14 protein-coding genes are annotated in these 20,240 nt (G+C 36.8%); all 14 read right to left on the reverse strand.

Features of this window, described 5'->3' with window-relative positions; all coding sequences use genetic code 11:
- Positions 1-6: 6 nt before the first annotated feature.
- Positions 7-453, reverse strand: a complete 447-nt coding sequence (locus tag AC3WSO_RS17860; protein ID WP_492532672.1) for an SRPBCC family protein — start codon at positions 451-453, stop codon at positions 7-9.
- A gap of 540 nt (positions 454-993) precedes the next feature.
- On the reverse strand, positions 994-2,286 hold the full coding sequence (gene hemL, locus AC3WSO_RS17865) for a glutamate-1-semialdehyde 2,1-aminomutase (RefSeq protein WP_492532674.1): 1,293 nt from the start codon (positions 2,284-2,286) through the stop codon (positions 994-996).
- Entirely contained in the window at positions 2,287-3,267 is a 981-nt protein-coding gene (gene hemB, locus AC3WSO_RS17870; RefSeq protein WP_386827682.1) for a porphobilinogen synthase, read from the reverse strand. It lies immediately after the preceding gene.
- Complete coding sequence (locus tag AC3WSO_RS17875; RefSeq protein ID WP_492532675.1) at positions 3,264-4,028, reverse strand: uroporphyrinogen-III synthase; 765 nt, start codon at positions 4,026-4,028, stop codon at positions 3,264-3,266. Before AC3WSO_RS17875 ends, hemB begins: the two co-directional genes overlap by 4 nt.
- Positions 4,018-4,950 carry a hydroxymethylbilane synthase gene (gene hemC / locus AC3WSO_RS17880; RefSeq protein WP_492532677.1) on the reverse strand — a complete coding sequence of 311 codons (933 nt, stop codon included), beginning with the start codon at positions 4,948-4,950 and terminating at the stop codon, positions 4,018-4,020. Before hemC ends, AC3WSO_RS17875 begins: the two co-directional genes overlap by 11 nt.
- An 18-nt stretch (positions 4,951-4,968) precedes the next feature.
- On the reverse strand, positions 4,969-5,796 hold the full coding sequence (locus tag AC3WSO_RS17885; RefSeq protein WP_079563123.1) for a cytochrome C assembly family protein: 828 nt from the start codon (positions 5,794-5,796) through the stop codon (positions 4,969-4,971).
- A 177-nt stretch (positions 5,797-5,973) separates the two neighbouring features.
- The gene (gene hemA, locus AC3WSO_RS17890; RefSeq protein ID WP_492532679.1) at positions 5,974-7,338 is read right to left on the reverse strand and encodes a glutamyl-tRNA reductase; all 1,365 of its coding nucleotides are present in this window, start codon (positions 7,336-7,338) and stop codon (positions 5,974-5,976) included.
- An 882-nt stretch (positions 7,339-8,220) separates the two neighbouring features.
- Positions 8,221-11,124, reverse strand: a complete 2,904-nt coding sequence (locus tag AC3WSO_RS17895; RefSeq protein ID WP_492532681.1) for a VWA domain-containing protein — start codon at positions 11,122-11,124, stop codon at positions 8,221-8,223.
- Positions 11,125-11,143: 19 nt separating this feature from the next.
- Positions 11,144-12,598 (reverse strand): S-layer homology domain-containing protein, encoded by a 1,455-nt coding sequence (locus AC3WSO_RS17900; protein ID WP_492532683.1) that lies wholly within the window; start codon positions 12,596-12,598, stop codon positions 11,144-11,146.
- A gap of 249 nt (positions 12,599-12,847) precedes the next feature.
- A complete protein-coding gene (locus AC3WSO_RS17905; RefSeq protein WP_492532685.1) occupies positions 12,848-14,509 on the reverse strand; it encodes a hypothetical protein in 1,662 nt (553 codons plus the stop codon).
- A gap of 487 nt (positions 14,510-14,996) precedes the next feature.
- Complete coding sequence (locus AC3WSO_RS17910; RefSeq protein ID WP_079563116.1) at positions 14,997-15,170, reverse strand: YjfB family protein; 174 nt, start codon at positions 15,168-15,170, stop codon at positions 14,997-14,999.
- Positions 15,171-15,288: 118 nt separating this feature from the next.
- Positions 15,289-15,870 carry a ribosome biogenesis GTP-binding protein YihA/YsxC gene (gene yihA / locus AC3WSO_RS17915; RefSeq protein WP_079563115.1) on the reverse strand — a complete coding sequence of 194 codons (582 nt, stop codon included), beginning with the start codon at positions 15,868-15,870 and terminating at the stop codon, positions 15,289-15,291.
- Positions 15,871-15,874: 4 nt separating this feature from the next.
- Positions 15,875-18,199 (reverse strand): endopeptidase La, encoded by a 2,325-nt coding sequence (gene lon / locus AC3WSO_RS17920; RefSeq protein ID WP_492532687.1) that lies wholly within the window; start codon positions 18,197-18,199, stop codon positions 15,875-15,877.
- A 229-nt stretch (positions 18,200-18,428) separates the two neighbouring features.
- Positions 18,429-19,700, reverse strand: coding sequence for an ATP-dependent protease ATP-binding subunit ClpX (clpX, locus tag AC3WSO_RS17925; RefSeq protein ID WP_492532689.1), 1,272 nt, complete (start codon positions 19,698-19,700; stop codon positions 18,429-18,431).
- Positions 19,701-20,240 lie beyond the last annotated feature (540 nt).

Genomic DNA, 20,240 nt, shown 5'->3' on the forward strand with positions numbered 1-20,240 from the left:
CGGTTATTATACATTCACCAATTTAATTTTATTTGCTACACGGTCTGTTAACATTTGTGTTGCTTTTGGTACGATTGGCTTAAAGATTGGATTTAAAACAGGACCAGCTAATCCTCCTGCTGTTACTTCCAAGAAGCCTGTCATTTTTGTATTTTCTGCATCAATACTTTCTGCTAGGAAATAACCGTTTCCTGAAAAGTTATCAGAAATTCCTTTTAATTCGAATGTTACTTTAGAAGGCGCTGTCCATTCTAAAATAGTAATCTCTACTTGTACTGTTTTTTTCAGAACACCAACATTACCTTTAAACGTCCATGTTGAATGTTTTTCATCCATCATTTCATGTGCATTATAACCTGGGACAAGCTTTGCCCATTTTTCCATATCACTGACGAAATCCCATACATTTTCAATTCCTACAGGTACTTCGACCATATGTGTGCCAGTTGCCATATCAATTCACTACTTTCTTTTACGAATAGCTCTATTATATACGATTTAGCCCACAATTTGGCTATGCTGAAAGTTATAATTTTAATAAAAATTTTTTCAGCGGTAACGATCATACACATTTGCCATTTAACGGGTAAAAATGGATTATCACCAAAACGTGTGATTGATTTCCGTTCCGACTGGACGCTTTGCTGGAGGCGTCCGCTGAGCCGCTTTTGGTGTTGCTGACGCATCGCTTTCGCACAGAAAACATCCGCTTCGCTGCAGGGTCTCGGGCCAACACGACGTTGGTCACGAAGGCGTTATCACAAGATGTGATGGTTTTAGCCTTCGTTCCTCTATTGCTAATCCCCAAGGAGTCGCCCAGTCGGAACGAAGATCAACTTATTTACATAGTAGACGTTTTAACAAAAGTCATCCACAACTTTGGTGATGAATCGCAAAAATATAAGCCATTGAGACAAAGGCAAATTACATTAGTAAACAACAAAAAATAACATGCCAGAAAATACTTCTAGCATGCTATTTTGTAACAGCCTATTATCTTGCTAATTGTGCAAATACTTTATGGAAAGCATCAACTGTTTTTGCGATATGCTCCTCCGTATGTGCAGTAGAAATAAATAAACCTTCAAATTGAGATGGCGGTAGGAAAATACCTTCCTCTGCCATTAGACGGAAGTATTCAGCAAACAATTGTAAATCTGATGTTTTTGCTGAATCAAAATCAATAACATCTTCGTTCGTAAAGAAGAAACCTATCATTGAACCAGCACGATTTACAGTATGTGGAATATTGTATTTCGTTGCTGCTTCACGGAAACCAGCTTCTAATTGATCTCCTAGCTTTTTGAAGTATTCATAAGAGCTATGATCTAAGCGAGTTAATGTTTCATAGCCAGCTGTCATCGCTAATGGATTCCCTGACAATGTCCCAGCTTGATAGATTGGACCAGCCGGTGCTACCTGCTCCATAATTTCTTTTTTCCCTGCAAATGCTCCAACAGGAAGTCCACCACCAATAACTTTACCTAATGTTGTCATATCTGGTGATACATCAAAATAACCTTGTGCACAGCCATAATCAACACGGAAGCCTGTCATAACTTCATCAAAAATTAACAATGTTCCATGTTCCTTTGTTAATTCACGTAAGCCTTGTAGGAAGCCTGTTTTTGGAGGGACAACGCCCATATTCCCTGCGACTGGCTCAACAATTACTGCCGCAAGCTCTGAACCAAACTTTTCGAAAACTAGTTTCGCCCCTTCTAAGTCATTGTACGCTACTGTTAAAGTATTGCGTGCAATATCTGCTGGGACACCAGGGCTATCAGGTAAGCCTAATGTAGCTACCCCAGAGCCAGCCTTAATAAGCAAGGAATCTCCATGACCATGATAAGAGCCCTCAAATTTTAAAATTTTATCGCGCCCTGTAACACCACGAGCTACTCGTAAAGCTGACATCGTAGCCTCTGTCCCAGAAGAAACGAAACGAATCATTTCCATTCCAGGTAGTCGATCTAATACTAATTTGGCTAATTGGTTTTCTGTGTAGCTAGGTGCTCCAAACGAGGAGCCTTTCGCTGCTGTTTCTGCAATTGCTTGTACAACTTCTGGATGCGAATGACCTAAAATTAGTGGTCCCCATGATAATACATAGTCAATATATTCATTGCCATCAATGTCTTTAATAATTGCACCGTGACCAGATTCCATGAAGATTGGATCCATATTTACGGATTTGAATGCACGTACTGGGCTACTAACACCACCTGGCATTATGTTAATTGCTTCAGCATATGCTTGTTTTGATTTTTCATAAGAACGCGTCATTTATTTCTCCTCCAACCAACGTGCAACATCTTTTGCATGATACGTAATGATTAAATCTGAGCCTGCACGTTTCATGCTAAGTAACGTTTCAAGCACTACATTTTTTTCTTCAATCCAGCCATTAATAGCCGCTGCTTTAATCATTGCATATTCACCAGAAACGTTGTATGCAACAATCGGTAATGTATAATTATTTTTCACATCACGAATAATGTCTAAATAACTTAGAGCTGGTTTAACGATTAAGAAATCTGCACCTTCTTCAATATCTGATTCCGCTTCACGGAATGCCTCCATACGATTCGATGGATCCATTTGGTATGATTTGCGATCACCAAATTGAGGTGCACCATCAGCTGCATCTCGGAATGGACCATAATAGCTTGATGCATATTTTACGGCATATGACATGATTGGAACATTTTCGAAGCCTGCTTCATCTAGGCCCGCACGAATGGCTGCTACAAATCCATCCATCATATTAGATGGAGCGATGATATCCGCCCCTGCTTTCGCTTGTGATACTGCTGTACGTGCTAAGACATCTAATGAAGGATCGTTTAAAATTTGATCACCTTCAATTAAGCCACAATGGCCATGATCTGTAAATTCACATAAGCATGTATCCGCTATGACTAATAGTTCCGGGTAACGAGCTTTAATAAGTCGTGTTGCTTCTTGCACAATACCATGATCATGGAAAGCACCAGTTCCAACTGCATCTTTTTCTGCAGGTAAGCCAAATAAAATAACAGCAGGAATACCTAAAGCAACAACTTCATCAATCTCAGCTTCAAGTTTATCTAATGAAAATTGAAAAACTCCTGGCATAGAAGGGACTTCATTTTTAATATTTTCGCCTTCCATAACAAAAATCGGATAAATTAAATCCTCTTTGTGTAAGTATGTTTCTTTTACCATTGATCGTATAGCAGCATTTGCACGCAAACGACGATGTCTTTGGAATTGTAATTTTGTCATTTTCTTTCTCCTACTTTCGTTATTTCCTCGATGACTGCTTGCATTGTATATACGCTCGGCATAATATCTACAATAGCACCGTGATTTACAATAGCTGCTTCTGTAATATGACCGATTACTGCTACATGTACTGCCTCCCAACCAACTACCGAAGCTATATCCTTTGCGTATACATCAACAGCAGAAGGACTAGCAAAAATCACTGTGACATCGCTATTCGTACGGATACATTCAATCAATAATTGTTTTTGATCATGTCGCTCAATCGTTTCATAAACTGTCCATTCCTTCAATGTAAAGGGCAGACCTTCCTTTAATGTATTTTTCGCTTTTTCTCCACGAATAAATAGACAAGTAGGTTTGCTCCCTGCTACCACATCAGGAAATTCTTGAACAAATACATCTGCACTAAATATAGAAGGCATAAAGCTCACATGGAATCCTAGCTTTTCTAAGGCTGTAGTAGTTTTAGTACCGATAGAAGCAATTTTGCTTTGAAAATACGCTGCGCTTACATTAAAGCGTTGCATCTTGTTAGCAAAAGCTTCTACCGCATTTTGACTCGTAAAAATGAGCCATTCAAATTCACGTGCAAACTTTAATTGCACATCATCGTTTTTATCGATCAGCTCGCAAGTTTCAATCAATGGGGCAATTACTGCTTGGCCACCTAATGCTGTAATGTCATCTATTATAGTTGTCGTCTTAGATGTACCTGTCAAAATAATAGTTTTACCTTCTAAAGGTAAATTATTTTGCATCTTGCTCTGCCTTTACTCGTTGAATTAATTCAAAAGCACCTTGCTTCGTTAAAATCTCAGCAAGCTCTTTCCCTACTGCTTCCGCATCAGAGCCCACAACTGTTTCTTTATAAACAACTGAAGCATCTGGTGCAGCAACAAGGCCAGTTAATGTAATTTCTTCCCCGTTAGACTTTGCATATCCTGCGATAGGCACTTGACAGCCGCCATCCATAGCTGCTAGGAAAGCACGTTCTGCATGCGCTTCTTGCCATGTAATGTTATCTGTTAATTTGCCTAATTCCGTTAATAGTTCTGTATCGTCTCCACGGCATTCAATACCTAGAGATCCTTGTGCTACTGCTGGTAGACAATCCTCAACAGATAAAAACTCAGTAACTACATCATCGCTCCAGCCAAGGCGTTTTAGACCAGCTGCAGCTAAAATAATTGCATCGTATTCTTCAGTTTCAAGTTTAGCTAAGCGTGTATCTACATTTCCACGAATCCATTTAATTTCAATATCTGGACGGACAGTTAAAAGTTGAGCACTGCGACGAAGAGAACTTGTCCCAACAACAGCTCCTGATGGAAGATCGGCAAATTTCACATGTCCTTTTGAAATAAAAGCATCACGCGCATCTTCACGTGGTGGAATACAACCAATGACTAATCCTTCAGGTAATACTGCAGGCATATCCTTCATAGAATGGACAGCAAAGTCAATTTCTTTGTCGTAAAGCGCTTGTTCAATTTCTTTTACGAAAAGCCCTTTACCACCAACTTTAGATAGTTGCACGTCCAAAATTTGGTCACCTTTCGTGACAATTTCCTTCACTTCAAATTCAAATGGTACACCAGCTGCTTTTAACTCATTGATAAACCAATTTGTTTGTGTTAAAGCTAGCTTACTTCTCCTAGAACCTACAATAATTTTTCTCAACAGTCTCCAACCTCTCTTCTAATACCATAAATGGAATCGTGATAAACTGCTTCCTAAAAAGAAGTTAACAACAACTAATAGATAAGCGTATATATGTACCCACGCATAAGTTGTCCCTGTCAGCTTACTTTTACGATTCGCATACAATATAAAGCAATACAATATTAAAATAATAAAGGACCCAATAATCTTCGCATCAAAAATCGAAAGACTCTCTAGCGTTAGTAGTGCCCATTCAAACCCTAAAACTAAACTTACAGACAACACTGGAATACCAATGTAAAATGAAACATTCATCCAGTTGCTCGTCTGCTGTAGTGATGGCAACCTTGTCCATACATGTGACCATTTTTTCTTTTTCAGCAAACGATATAATACTAAGTACAATATCGCAAAAACAAATGTTAAAGAAAATGCTGCGTACGATAAAATGGCAAATGATATATGAATAAAAAGCAATTCCGAAATTAAAGTATCACTTACTATTCCTGTCGGCCGTTTCGGCATAAAAGTAAAGATACTAGCGAATAAAAACCCTAGTATATTAATAATAAATACCGGTAAATCAACTCGTGCAATACAGTGCAAAATAATAGATAGTGTCACAAGCAGCCAGGAATAAAAGAGAATCCCTTCTGACAAGGATAAAATCGGAAAACGCTTCGTTTCCACAAAAGTTAATAAAATAATGGCACTTTGAATTACCCATACGAATGAAACAAGCCAAAAAGCAACTCGCCTTGCTCGTATTTGCTTATAAAAGTAATCAGTAAAGTAAAATACTAGACTGATCGCATACAAGACGATCATTACTTCATAGAGCCTTGTCATCGTCAAATCAGCCAATAGACATCCCTTCTTTATATTGAAAGTACTAAAGTAGTGTACTTTAGCCTAGAAAAAAAACGTTTTCGTATCCTTAGTTTACCATACAGATACGAAAACGCCTCATTTAATATCAGTAGAAAATCTCGCTCGCGGGAAAAGCTCGAAGGACAACTTATCTAAAGTTGCACCGCGACTTTAGAAAGAATACTTTGGTTCAGTGGAAGATTGTGACGACTGTAAGCGTTCTTTGCGTTCAAGCTCTAGTTCTGTCATCGCAGTAACTTCAGCTTCCACAGCATCCTCAATACCGAAAATTTGTTGGAATAAACGTAACTGTTCATTTGCTTTTGGTGAATTTGCCATTTCTTTAGCTTGTAAAATTGGTTCTTTTAACAATTGATTAATAATAGACTTTGTATGCTTACTTAAAATTTTACGTTCTCGATCCGTTAAATCTGGCATTTTATTTTCGATACTAATCATTGTCTCTTCTTGAATATGATTTGCTTTTTTACGTAAAGCCGAGATGACAGGGACAACGCCAAGAGTCGCAACCCAATCTTTAAATTGCACAATCTCTTTGCCAATCATCGAAGAAATATCGGCAGCAGCACGTTCACGTTCTGCTAAGTTTGCTTCGACGATGCCTTGTAAATCATCTATATCATATAAGAAAACATTAGGTAAATCTCCAACACGTGGATCAATATCACGTGGAACCGCAATATCTACCATAAATAATGGTTTACCTTTACGCAAACGTTCAACAAATTGCATCAATTCATAGTCAATCACATAATCTGTTGCACCTGTAGACGTAATTAAAATATCCGCTTCCAGTAACGAACATTGTAGCTCCTTCATGGATTTTGCTTCACCATCAAATTTAGCTGCTAGGCTTTCTGCTTTTTCGAACGTACGGTTAATTACGGTTACTTTTCCTACACCGCTACCGTAAAGGTTCTCAATAGCAAGCTCCCCCATTTTTCCTGCACCTAAAATGGCTACATGCTTACGTTGTAAAGATCCGAATATTTTCTTTGCTAATTCAACTGCTGCATAAGAAACAGATACCGCGTTCTCACCGATAGCCGTTTCATTATGTGCTCGCTTCGCAAATGTCACTGCTTGTTTAAATAGCTGATTGTATACCGTTCCTGTCGTTCCAATCTCTTGTCCATTTAAGAAGCTTTTTCTAACTTGTCCTAAAATTTGAGTTTCGCCAAGTACCATCGAATCAATACCAGCTGTCACTTTGAATAAATGCTCGATTGCCTCATCTTCTTCACGAATTGTTAAATACGTAGAAAATGTCTCCACAGGCAGGTCGAACCAATTTGCTAAAAATTGTTTAACAAAATGACGTCCAGTATGCAATTGGTCAACTACTGCATATATTTCTGTACGGTTACATGTCGAAACAATAACGTTTTCTAATATACTTTTTTCCTTTTGCAGCGCTTCCATTGCCTGTGGTAGTTCACTCTCTATGAATGATAACTTTTCACGAATCTCAACTGGCGCCGTTTTATAATTCAAGCCTACTACGATGGTATGCATGAATAACACCTCTCACGTTCTAATTAACAAATCTCATTATAGCACAGTTCGACAAGAGTTCATCAATAATTTGTGAACATGTCATGAAGAACTGAAATTCGTCATCTACATTAGAATTATTATAAACTAAGTGTAACAAATTATACGTTCTGTTTCAAATTTAATGTTTTCCAGAACATGTTCTTTAATGGCTCATTACCAACCGTGTGGTTGATTTCCGTTCCGACTGGCGCTTTGTTGGTCACGAAGGCGTTATCACAGGATGTGATGGTTTTAGCCTTCGTTCCTCTATTGCTGATCCCCGAGGAGTCGCCCAGTCGTAACGAAGATCAACTTTTCACATGATATACGTTTTATTATAGGCATTCCTTTCTTCCGATGATGAATAAATAAAAGATGATTGATATTGAAGACTCCTAAAGGCAATTCCTAATTATTTATACATACAAACTATTACTTTCACGTTGAATAAGGATGATCATTTTTTATTTTTTCAGGTAAATATGTCTTTCGAATTAAATAATAGTGTTAAACCAAATCTTACAACTCTATTGTTCATTTAATTATTATTGAGGTATAAAAAAATTGCATTTTTATTATTTTTAACAAGGAAAAATTCACTTTCTACTATATGTTTCCTAAGTATATATTTCTGTACATTTGTCATCACCTCAAAATTTCTTTAGGTGTATTATTGCCATATTTAATAAATTAATTAAATAACGCTTCATTTCGAAGGTTAGGATCTAATTTTTTTGATAAATTGATTGGATTAAAGGTGGAACAGAAATCAACCCCACTTTATATTAATAAGTATATAAAATCAAAAAAAGCTGAACTAATTTTGTCTATTAGTTCAGCTTAATTTTGAGTATTAATCTATTAATTTGTAATTGTCGTTGTTTTTGTAGCTATGATTTTACCGTCTTTATCATACGCTATAAATTCAATCTCATTATTAACTTTGAAGTCCTGCATTGTTTGCACTGTTTTTGTTAGCATGTAGACATTATCACTACGCTTTTTCAATTCGAACTGCGCATCTCCACTTAAAGAAAGGAATCGTACATTAACCTTTGCAACATTTGAGCAATTACCATCGATTCTTGCATTCATAGTAATATTGCCTTTGCGTAGAGTTACTGTCGCTTCTTCAAATATATCTTCTGGATTCACGCAACTTGAAGGCGAAGTTTTACATAAAATTGCATCAATAATTTTTTGGAAAACTTGATGTAATTGTAAGTTATCAATTGCGTGGTAGTAAATACCACCCGTTTCAGAAGCCAATTGCGTTAAAATTGCATCATTGACTTGTGATTTTTTACCCATACTTACAGTGTAAACCTTAACCCCTTTATTTTTCGCTTCGTTTAACACTTTTGTCATCTTAGATTTACTTGTTTTACCATCTGACACGACAATAATAGCTTTTGACGTTTTTGAGTCATTTGAGAATTTAGACAGTGCCATTTCAATACCTGCAAAAATATCTGTGGCACCTTTCTCTTTCGATGCTTTATACAGGTCTTTTTTCAATACATTGTCTGTCGTACCCTCTCCAAGAACAGAAGCTTTTGTATTTGTTTCAATCACAATATTATTTTTTGCCTTAATTTGATTGATGACTTCCATCATTTTCTTACCACGGTAATTTGTTTGGTCAGAAGCTTTCATCGAAGCAGAGTAATCAACTACGTAAGCGACTTCTGTTGCTAAAGAACAAGAATTTTTACTAAAGTAAGGATTTGTAAAAATTTCCTTCGTTAATGTTTTATCTTTTAGATCCTTCAATATTGTTGCATAGCGAGGATCTATTTTATTTACTAATGTTGCTTCAGCTTTTGATTTCCCATAAATAACAGTGTCAAAGTACGCAACGGCTGTCCCTGGGCTTCCTGTATTATTTAAGTAATCCGAAGTATTTGTTACAAATGAAGCTGTTTTCTCAACACCATCAAATTTAATTTTTACTGTTCCTTGATAGTCAGTAATAATTTCTCCACCAGGTCTCACTAAAGTAACCATTACTTTTGTGTAACGATCTTTACCAGATGGTCTTGATGCCGCATCTGCGCTTTCCTTTAATGCTTCAACTCGTTTTTTATAAGCTTCTACTTGACCTAGTAGTTTACCACCTTGGTATTTTAATAATACTGTTCGATCATAGTTACTCAAGCTTGTGAAAATAGCATAAATTTTCATGACACTATCATAATGCTCGAGTGTCAGTTTTTTTTCATCTGGCATATAGCTCATAAGTTGAATAATAGCACCGACAGGGTTAATATTCTCAACCTGTGAGGCGATCGCATCATCAATTCCTTGAATACGATAAATTGGACGCCCATCATCTGAAATCATATACATAATTTCAATCTTATCATTAATTGAATCCTTCAAACGTTTTTCAATAATCTCTTCGAACAACCAAACGGAAATATTATAGTTTTCAAATTGTAAAATGGCATTTTCATATCCTAATGCAGGGTATTTTTTATCATTGCCACCATATTGTAAATAAATATTTTCAACATTTCCTAGAGCATTTGTTACATTTGTTTGTTGTCCAATACTAAATAGCTTTTCTTCTCTATCAATCCAATGGACGTTCACAATATTTTCTTTAAAGTACTCTGGTAATTTTTCATACGGTACATATGGAGGTGTTACATTTCCATTTTCATCATCCGTATTCGCTGGATCATACACTTGATAATCAATGCGCATTTCCGGCTGAGGTGAGTAACGGACATGTGCATTCAGTTTTTCACCTACAAGACATTTCATACCAGGATCCGTGTTATTAATAAGCTCAAATGAAATTGTATCACGGACAGATTTTGTTAATTTTGGTGCTATAACAATCGCAGAGACAGTAGAGCCATCTGACTGTACATTTCGAACAGCTTCACCTGATGTGTCAACGATTTTGGCACCATATGATGAAGTTACACGGAATGTATAAGATTTATCATCAGGTATTGGATCACCATTACAAGCTTTTAAAGATACAGTAATGAGCGTTGAATCTTGGTCATTTGCGATTAAATCTGGTTTTTCAACATCAATACTTTGTAGAGCATTATTAACATATTCCGGTCCAGTAAAATCGTTGTTATTATCCTTTGGCTCTTCAAATTCTGTATTGCTTGAGCCCATGAAGCCAGGAGGTAATGTAATTTTGTCGTTATCACGTCCTGCAGACTTACGTTTTAATCCTAGTACAGCAAAATTACCGTTTTGTACACTGCGGTATAATAATTCAGCACTATCTCCTCGAGTTAGCTTTGTAGAAGGTTGGAAATCAGCAAATGTTTTTTTACCAGTATTTCCTGTTGAAATATCGTTCGTGTATAAATATTGAACCGCCTGAGGCTCATCTAAATCTAAACCTCTAAATGCAGCATATATACGTGCAAATTGTCCACGTGTAACAGCTTTTGAACGATTGGCTGTTGTAAAGATACCATTAAACGGTAAATAAAAATCACTATAGAAGTTATAAGCTATACTGTCGTTATATGTTAATGCAAAGTTTCGATCAAGCTTTGCAAACATGACAACAAGCTCTCGCTCAGTAATTTGTTCATTAGGTAAAAAGTTATTAGCGCTATTCAATGAGAATAAATCATTATCGACTGCCCATGAAATAGCTTTGTATTTACTATCATTTGTTGGTACATCATTAATTGTCGTAGCTGCCTGAGTCACAGCTGGAGTTGCTGTCATTAGGACTAGTACGAAACAAAGCAGGGATAGAAATGCTTTTTTAGCATACGTCATTTATTGATCCGTCCTTTCTTTAATTAAAGAACAATATGTCATCTCGATAGTTTTGTTTTAAATCACTTTCCAAGTAATTCAAGAACCGCTCTAACACTACTGATGCTTGTGCTCGCGTTAATGGTTGATTTGGATTAAATCGACCTGTTACAGGATCACCAGACATTAAGCCTAGCTCATTTGCAATATATATACCGTCTTTTGAATAGTCTGGAATTTGCGCATCATCCTTAAACTTTGTCATATAGCCTGGATCTGGCGCCTTATTTTCTAGCCCTAATGCACGTACAAAAATCGTAGCTGCTTGAGCTCGAGTAATTTGATTATCCGGTTTAAAATACTCTGGAGTTACACCTTTAATGATTCCTTTTTTAAATGCAGACTCAATATAGGCATAATCTTTTACCGTACGCTTGACATCTTTAAAAATACTAGTACTTGATGTCGATTTTTTGCTTTTTGGTTCTTCCATAACACGTAAGTCAACTGCCTTACCAATCGCCGTTGTAAAATCAATACGCTTCATAGGTGTATTTGGTGAGAAGAAGTTACTTGCATCTGAGTAAATACCTAAAGAGTATAATTTTTCAATTGCTTGTTTCGCATAGTGATTTGATAAATCACGGAACTTCGGAATGATTAAACGTTCAATTGTCGGCATGTATTCTTTATCTAAATCAATAGTACCTTTTTGTCCAGAAGCTAAATCATACGTATATTCAGAAATAACATCCTTTTCACTCACTACCGCATACCCACCATCAAAGCTCCCTAAACTTCCAAGGTTTTCTTCATAGTTTAGTACACGTGATTTGCTTTTAGATAAACGATTTTTCACATGGCTTGTCTTACCGTCGCTATAATTATAAACAGCTTCTGTAATTTGTGTTTCTGTTGCTCCCCAGAAGTTTTCATAGCCTGCAAGGCGACTATCCGTATCAATTGTTACCGTATTTTTGACTACATTTTTTCCAGTTCCAGTCTGATAGGAATAAGTTTTTCTCGAAATAACATTACCTGAATAGTAATCCGAGGCTGCACGATTGTCTGTTACAGTCCCTTGTGAAAATTGGTAATCTACCAATGTATATGTTATTTTTCCGACAACAATTTTCTCCGAATACTTTTTGACTACACCATTCGATGTTTTTTGACCAATCGTAGCATAATCCATAACGTCTGATTCATAGGCAATATTTCGTGTCAGTGTAGCACCGTTACTTGCTGTCAGCTTCAAACTATGTGTTTCCGTTAACTTTCCTTTAGATTCTTTTTGTGTGATTTTAATGTCTTTACTAGTGCCTTTAAATATAATAGGTGTTCCTGTAATGAAAACAGCTTCCTCATATGTATATTCATTTTTTACAGCACCTGTTGTTTCTAATGAAGCCGCTAATGCATTTTCTGGGATAGTAGCTCCAATAACAAATACAGCAAGAACCACTAACATTATTTTAGATAAATGTTTTCGCATTCTTTCTTTGTTCCTCTCTTTCAATCCATGCATATCCGCATATGGAGCTGTCAATAATTTCTTCAAGATTACAATATAATCAGGTATGTTGATTAACCATCTTAACCAACACACCTGAGAAATTTAAAGTAAAAATTTGCTTCCACTATCGTAGTACAACACAAATTTTTTCATTATAAGCAAGCTCTACCTTCACTTAGTCTAAATATCTTCGTTGAAAATATACTTATAGAAGCTTATAGATATATGTTAATCAACTAATATTAAATGAGCTTTGACAAAACGATCTGATAGTACAACTAAACGATCTGAAGGTTTTAAATCAGATGCTTGAATTACTTTACCCGCTTTAATAAGCGTAGCTTGGTCAATATTCATATCAATCATTTCACCAGCTTCATACCAATGGCCATTTTGCCATTGACTAACGCTCTTCACATTAATTACAGCTGGATATTTCGATTTAACTGACTGTAATTTACCCGTTAACATTAATGGTGCAACTGGCTTAGCTTTATTAAGAATATGAACAGCCTGCACATGGCCATCTTTCACATAGAAGTAACCATATTCACCTTCATATAAATGAAGTTCAATATCCGGAATAACACTAAATGTTTTTTTACCATCATCTACTATTGCCTTTGTTGAATTACTAACAGATAGTACAGTACGTTCCGTTTTCTTGAAGACATTTGACTCGATTTTCATTGCATCATCAATTTCGATTAAATAGCCATCTGCTTGTGATAAGCGCCCATAATATAACTCATGACCCGCTAAGTTTGGCGACATAAAACTATCACCTGTTACTTGCACAACTTGGGCATAATGATCACGTGCAGCACCGTCCGAAATAACAAAAGCTGTACCGTAAGCTAATAAGCCAGTAGGTTCAATTAAACGACCATTTCGAATTAAAATCGTTCCATCATGGAAGTATAATGTACCAGCAGATTTAAGTTTTAATAATTGATATTTAGTATCCACAGAAAGCATAGGCTCATAGTAAGTTCGCTCATTGTTTTTTAGTACAACAACCTTTTCAATCACTTCTTTGCCAAATTGTTTAACTGTCGCATAATATGCTTCACTGCCAATGTAATTCTTCAACTGACCTTTATCAATTTTTGTATTTCCAACATATATCGGAACCTTAGATGAAAAATTCATCGTTGATAAATCCGTTGTTGTATTAGATCCAAACTGCCAATTTATAAAAGCATGTTGGTTTTTGACAGTTAATTTATTGGCATTGGCATTAACCGCTTGAATCTCACCTTTATATAGGTTTTCAACTAATGTACCTGTCTCACTAATTTCTATTTTTGTGACAATGGATGTGTTTCGATTTTTAAGGCTAAGCTTAACACGATCCCCCACATATAATGCGCTAATATCGACTGCAGAGGAGCCTTTTTGATAGCTTGTATCTTTATTTATGTAGTAGGTTGTTTCCTCTCCAATATCTGGCTTCAGCATAATGAACAGGCCATTTGGATCAATACTTGTCACTACTCCCGCAAGTATTTTAGTATTTTGTGCAACTGTTGGAGATTCTACTTCTATTGTAGAATTAGAAGTACCTCGAAGCTCAACAACACTTCGAAGCGAAATTTCCGCTTCTACTTTCATCCCCATCTTAAAGCCTTCGATTGTTGTTACTGTATTATTAATATACAGACGGGCATTATCATTTATATTGTATGTAACTTCACGACCGCTATCATTTTGCAAAGTAATTTTACTAAGTTTTTTTTCTATCATTCCGTTTGAATTTGCATATTCTGAAAATGTTACATCAACAAAGGTTCCTGTCACCATCTGGGCCGCATGGGCTGTTTGATTTGACGAAAATCCGAGAACCGCTAGTAACATAAACATTAGTATGTATGGAATCTTCTTCAACAAATCCCGCCTCCTTAAAAATGTCATTAATAAATAGTATATCTTATTATTGGTAGTTTTTCCTATTCAAAAAGTTACATTTTAGTGCTTTTACTTACTTTATCAATTATCCCTGGGCATAATTGCGTCCGAAATTAATTTTGCGCTTAGGCCTGCACGAGGGCCGACACGATGTCGGTCATCTCTATAATGCCACAGGACGTGGCGTTTTTACCGATGCAGGTCAGTTAGCCATTATCGCATAGATGCGATGATTTTAGGCTAACATCCTATGTAAACTCCTTTCCGATTTCCGCCGGAGGCTTAACTTCTTTCAATGGATGCTTGGACCCCCGCCGAAAGGTGACTTAAAGACCACATTCATCTCACCACCTATAGAGGTGAGTGTCTTCTGTAACTATCGTTGCAACAGAGATTGCTGAAAGAAGTTAAATCTACCATTAGACCGCAAAGATAGAGGTAGCTTCCAATTCCAAGCTACCTTCCTTCATCAAACTTGAACGTCAATTGTATGTCCAGCTGTTGGATGTGGAGCATCTAACATTTCAACTAATTGTTCTGAATTTTGCTGTTGCATCTCCATAGCCTGTTTTGTTACAGCTAGAGATACATTTTGCATTAATGTTGCTTGATTCATTGCCATTGATAAAGCTGCTATATCCATTAAGTCCACCTCCTATTTAATTTATCGGTCAGTTATTTCATTCATCAAGCAATTCCATCCATTTTAATAAAAAAAACATCTACTGTCCTAAATAATAGTCGCAATAGATGTTTTCTTATTACATTTTATTTTCGATAGTACGCCAAGCTTCTTCAAAACCAAGTCCTGTTTCTGAAGAAAAGACAATAATAGGGTCATTTTTATCCATGTCTAGCGTTTCTTTCACGATTTTTTTGTGCTTATCCCATTTACCTTTTGGAATTTTATCTGCTTTTGTTGCAATGACAATACAAGGAATATTGTAATGCTTTAAAAAATCATACATCATGCGATCATCAGCTGTAGGTGGATGACGTAAGTCAATAATTTGAACGACTGCCTTTAATTCCTGACGCCCAGTTAAGTAACGCTCAATCATTTTCCCCCATGCTTCACGCTCAGTCTTTGAAACCTTTGCATAACCATAACCCGGAACATCTACAAAAAACAATTGCTCTTCAATTTTGTAAAAATTAAGCGTTTGTGTTTTTCCGGGCTTAGAAGAAATACGTGCTAAAGCTTTACGACCGATCATTCGGTTAATAAATGAGGATTTCCCCACATTTGAACGACCGGCTAGTGCAAATTCTGGCAGTCCATCTTCTGGATATTGGTCTGGTCTTACAGCACTTATGACCATTTCGACGTTATGGACTTTCATTTTCTTAAATACCTCCGTCCAGTGCAATGGCTAATACTTCATCAGCCGATGACACTAGTTTAAATGTTAGTTGTTCGCGTACACTTCCAGGAATATCCTCAATATCTCGCTCATTATCTTTCGGACAAATAATTGTCGTTAAGCCCGCTCGATGCGCACTGAGTGTCTTTTCCTTTAAGCCCCCAATTGGGAGTACACGCCCACGTAAAGTAATTTCACCTGTCATGCCGACCTCACGGCGTATTGGACGGTGTAAAATTGCAGAAACAATTGCGGTTGCCATTGTAATACCTGCGGAAGGTCCGTCTTTCGGCACTGCTCCTTCAGGAACGTGAATATGAATATCATGTGTTTCAAAATATTCTGCATCCACTTTTAGCTCTTCCATTTTTGAGCGGACATACGATAAGGCGGTTTGAGCAGATTCCTTCATGACATCGCCTAGCTTCCCAGTTAGCTGCAATTTCCCTTTACCAGGTGTTAATGATACCTCAATTTGTAATGTATCACCACCCACAGTTGTATAAGCAAGTCCAGTAGCTACACCGATTTGATTTTCTTCCTCAGCTTGTCCATATCGGAAACGATGTTTACCGAGTAATTCCTCTAACGATTTCGAGCTTACTGTTATTCGTTTTTTCTCACCAGAGACAATGATCTTAGCGATTTTACGACATAGGGTTGCGATTTGACGCTCTAGTCCTCGAACGCCCGCTTCACGAGTATAATAACGGATGATATCCACTACTGCTTCGTCTTTCATAATAACTTGCGTTTTTTTCAAGCCATGTTCTTTTAACTGTTTTGGTATTAAATGATTTTTCGTAATTTGCTCTTTTTCAATTTCTGTATAACCAGCAATTGAAATCACTTCCATACGATCTAGTAACGGTCCGGGAATTGTACTTAAATCATTGGCCGTTGCTATAAATAATACATTTGATAAATCATAAGGCTCTTCGATGTAATGATCACTAAATGTATTATTTTGAGCCGGATCTAAAACTTCAAGCATTGCTGCTGCTGGATCCCCCCTGAAGTCATTAGACATTTTATCAATTTCATCTAGAAGGAACACAGGATTAATTGTCCCTGCCTTTTTCATCCCTTGGATAATACGCCCTGGCATTGCCCCAACATACGTACGACGATGACCACGAATTTCTGACTCGTCTCGTACCCCACCTAACGAAATACGTATAAATTTACGATCCAAGCTTTCTGCAATCGATCGTGCTAATGACGTTTTACCTACACCTGGAGGGCCAGCCAAACATAAAATGGGTCCACGTAATGATGCTTTCAATTGACGTACAGCTAAATATTCTAATATACGTTCTTTTACTTTTTCTAATCCATCATGATCACGATTTAAAATATTCTCTGCAAGTGCGATATTCATGCGATCTTCTGTCGCATTTGTCCATGGTAGTGCTACAATCCAATCAATATAGTTTCGAATTACGCCACTCTCTGCACTAGCTGCCGGTAGCTTCTCATAGCGATCCAACTCTTTAAGCACTACTTCTTTAGTGGATTCAGGCATTCCCGTTGCGTCAATACGTTTACGTAATTCAGCGACTTCGCCAGTTTTCCCTTCACGGTCCCCTAGCTCAGTTTGAATAGCTTTCATTTGTTCACGTAAATAATATTCTTTTTGAGTGCGCTCCATCGATTGCTTAACTTTTGTATTAATTTTCTTCTCTAGATCAAGTACTTCTTGTTCATCATGTAAACGAATAATTAAATGGTCTAAACGCTTTTTTACACTGAGCATTTCTAATACTTCTTGTTTATCAGCAATCTTGAATGGCAAGTGTGAAGCAATAATGTCCGCTAAACGACCTGGCTCTTCAATGTCTGCTACAGTACTGATGGTTTCGGAAGTAATCTTATTGGAAGCTTTCGCGTATTTTTCAAAATACGTTAACAGCGTCCGCATTAAAGCCTGTGTTTCAATATCCTTATCGATTGTTTCTTCCTTATCATCGATGTCAACAACCGTATATTTTTCTAACGCACGATAATTAGACCATGTTGCACGCGCTACACCTTCCACTAAAACACGCAATGTTCCATTTGGTAATTTAAGCATCTGTTTAACATATGCCATCGTACCAACTGTGTAGAGATCTTGCTCATCAGGCTGTTCATCATGCATTTCTTTTTGTGTTACTAATAATATCAGTTGGTCCTCTAACATCGCTTGTTCTAGCGCCGCTACAGAACGATTTCTACCCACATCAATATGTAACACCATCGACGGGTATACTAAAAGTCCACGTAAAGGCAATAATGGTACATTTGTTGTTTTTTGTATTGTCACCATGCGGGTATTCACCTCCGTCAAAATTTTCTTATTCACTCCCACGCTACTAGTATGTGTCTAAAAAGCTGATTCACACTAGTTAATCAATTGAGCCAAAAATTTCATTTAATTACAGTTGGCTTTATGTATGAATGAATAAAAAGCTGACTGTCGAATGTGCGAATATTGCACAATCGAAGTCAGCTAAATTACTCTTTATCTCACAACAATAGACAGCCACGTCTGTTCGTTATGCTGAAGTTTTAGTGTCGCTACCTTCATCGAGTTCAGTGCCATCTTCAAGAAGCAATTTCGGTTTTTCTTTATCCGTAATTGTTTTTGCCGTAATGATACATTTTTTCACGTCTTCACGTGAAGGTAGTTCGTACATTACATCAAGCATTGTTGACTCAATAATTGAACGAAGACCGCGTGCACCTGTTTTTCGCTCAATTGCTTCTTTTGCAATTTCAGAAAGGGCACCTTCATCAAACTCAAGCTCAACACCATCTAATTCAAGCATTTTTTGATATTGCTTAGCTAGTGCATTTTTAGGCTCTGTTAAAATTTGTACAAGTGCAGCCTCGTTTAATTGCTCTAGGCTTGCAAGTACCGGTAATCGACCGATGAACTCTGGAATTAAGCCAAATTTCAATAAATCCTCTGGAATCAGCTTTGCCATAATTGAGCTTTCTTCCATATCAATTTTGTTAGGATCTGAACCGAAGCCAATTACTTTTTCACCCTGACGACGTTTAATAATGGATTCTATTCCATCAAACGCTCCACCCACAATAAATAAGATGTTCGTAGTATCGATTTGTAAGAACTCCTGATGAGGATGCTTACGGCCACCTTGTGGTGGGACACTCGCAACTGTACCTTCTAAGATTTTAAGAAGTGCTTGTTGTACACCTTCACCAGATACATCACGTGTAATGGATGGATTTTCAGATTTACGTGCAACTTTATCGATTTCATCAATATAGATGATCCCTTTTTCAGCACGCTCAATATCATAATCTGCTGATTGAATTAATTTTAATAAAATATTCTCAACGTCCTCACCAACATAGCCAGCTTCAGTTAGTGAAGTAGCGTCTGCAATAGCAAAAGGAACGTTTAAAATACGCGCCAATGTTTGGGCTAATAAAGTTTTACCGCTACCAGTTGGGCCGATTAACACAATGTTCGATTTCGCTAATTCTACATCATCAATTTTACTATTCGTATTAATGCGTTTGTAGTGATTGTAAACCGCAACTGCTAAAGCTTTTTTAGCACGTTCTTGACCTATTACATACTCATCTAAAATCGTTAAGATTTCTTTCGGTTTTGGGATATCTTGGAATTCAATTTCTTCTTCAACGCCCAGTTCCTCTACAACGATTTCTGAACAAAGTTCGATACATTCATCACAAATATAAACACCAGGACCCGCAACTAGTTTACGTACCTGTTCTTGTGGTTTCCCACAGAATGAGCATTTTAAATTGCCTTTTTCATCATTAAATTTGAACAATATGTTTCACCCCTATTCAAGCAACAATCTTACAAGATTATTGAATCATTATCAAATAAATTGTCTGCATCCATTTACACCACGGCGTTTATGGTTCAAGATTTTTGACACTCATTGCACAAAAACATGAATATTGCCACAAAGTTTCCATTGCATTAACTTAATAAATTCCAGCTCACCATCATCATAGCGAGTAGTTTAACAAATATTATCCACTACTTGGGATGAGTCTAAATTCTACTTATTGTACCTTTTATTACCATATAAGTGTAAGTAACTGATTCTTCAGAAAGCTCTAGCGACCAGAGACCTTACGTTTAGCCAAACTACCTGACCTTCTTCAGTTGGTATTGACTCGTGACTTCACGTTCATACGCGGTAGTACAAGTTACATTTTTTTAAATCTATTACATTCGCCAGAGGCTTAACTTCATTCAGAAGAGGATGTATTTCGTTGTTCCTCATTCGAAAGAATTGAGACATCAGTCAAGTTAAACCCTATCTCTGCTGAATAAAGTCAAATTTTAGCATCGTGTGATA

It is taken from the genome of Lysinibacillus sp. EB106-09-02-XG168 (assembly GCF_058791475.1).

Bases quoted from the DNA above. Each gene is read 5' to 3' on its own strand.
- AC3WSO_RS17860 (WP_492532672.1), bottom strand. From the start codon at position 453: ATGGCAACTGGCACACATATGGTCGAAGTACCTGTAGGAATTGAAAAT.
- hemL (WP_492532674.1), bottom strand. From the start codon at position 2,286: ATGACGCGTTCTTATGAAAAATCAAAACAAGCATATGCTGAAGCAATT.
- hemB (WP_386827682.1), bottom strand. From the start codon at position 3,267: ATGACAAAATTACAATTCCAAAGACATCGTCGTTTGCGTGCAAATGCT.
- AC3WSO_RS17875 (WP_492532675.1), bottom strand. From the start codon at position 4,028: ATGCAAAATAATTTACCTTTAGAAGGTAAAACTATTATTTTGACAGGT.
- hemA (WP_492532679.1), bottom strand. From the start codon at position 7,338: ATGCATACCATCGTAGTAGGCTTGAATTATAAAACGGCGCCAGTTGAG.
- AC3WSO_RS17895 (WP_492532681.1), bottom strand. From the start codon at position 11,124: ATGACGTATGCTAAAAAAGCATTTCTATCCCTGCTTTGTTTCGTACTA.
- AC3WSO_RS17900 (WP_492532683.1), bottom strand. From the start codon at position 12,598: ATGCGAAAACATTTATCTAAAATAATGTTAGTGGTTCTTGCTGTATTT.
- AC3WSO_RS17910 (WP_079563116.1), bottom strand. From the start codon at position 15,170: ATGGATATAGCAGCTTTATCAATGGCAATGAATCAAGCAACATTAATG.
- yihA (WP_079563115.1), bottom strand. From the start codon at position 15,870: ATGAAAGTCCATAACGTCGAAATGGTCATAAGTGCTGTAAGACCAGAC.
- lon (WP_492532687.1), bottom strand. From the start codon at position 18,199: ATGGTGACAATACAAAAAACAACAAATGTACCATTATTGCCTTTACGT.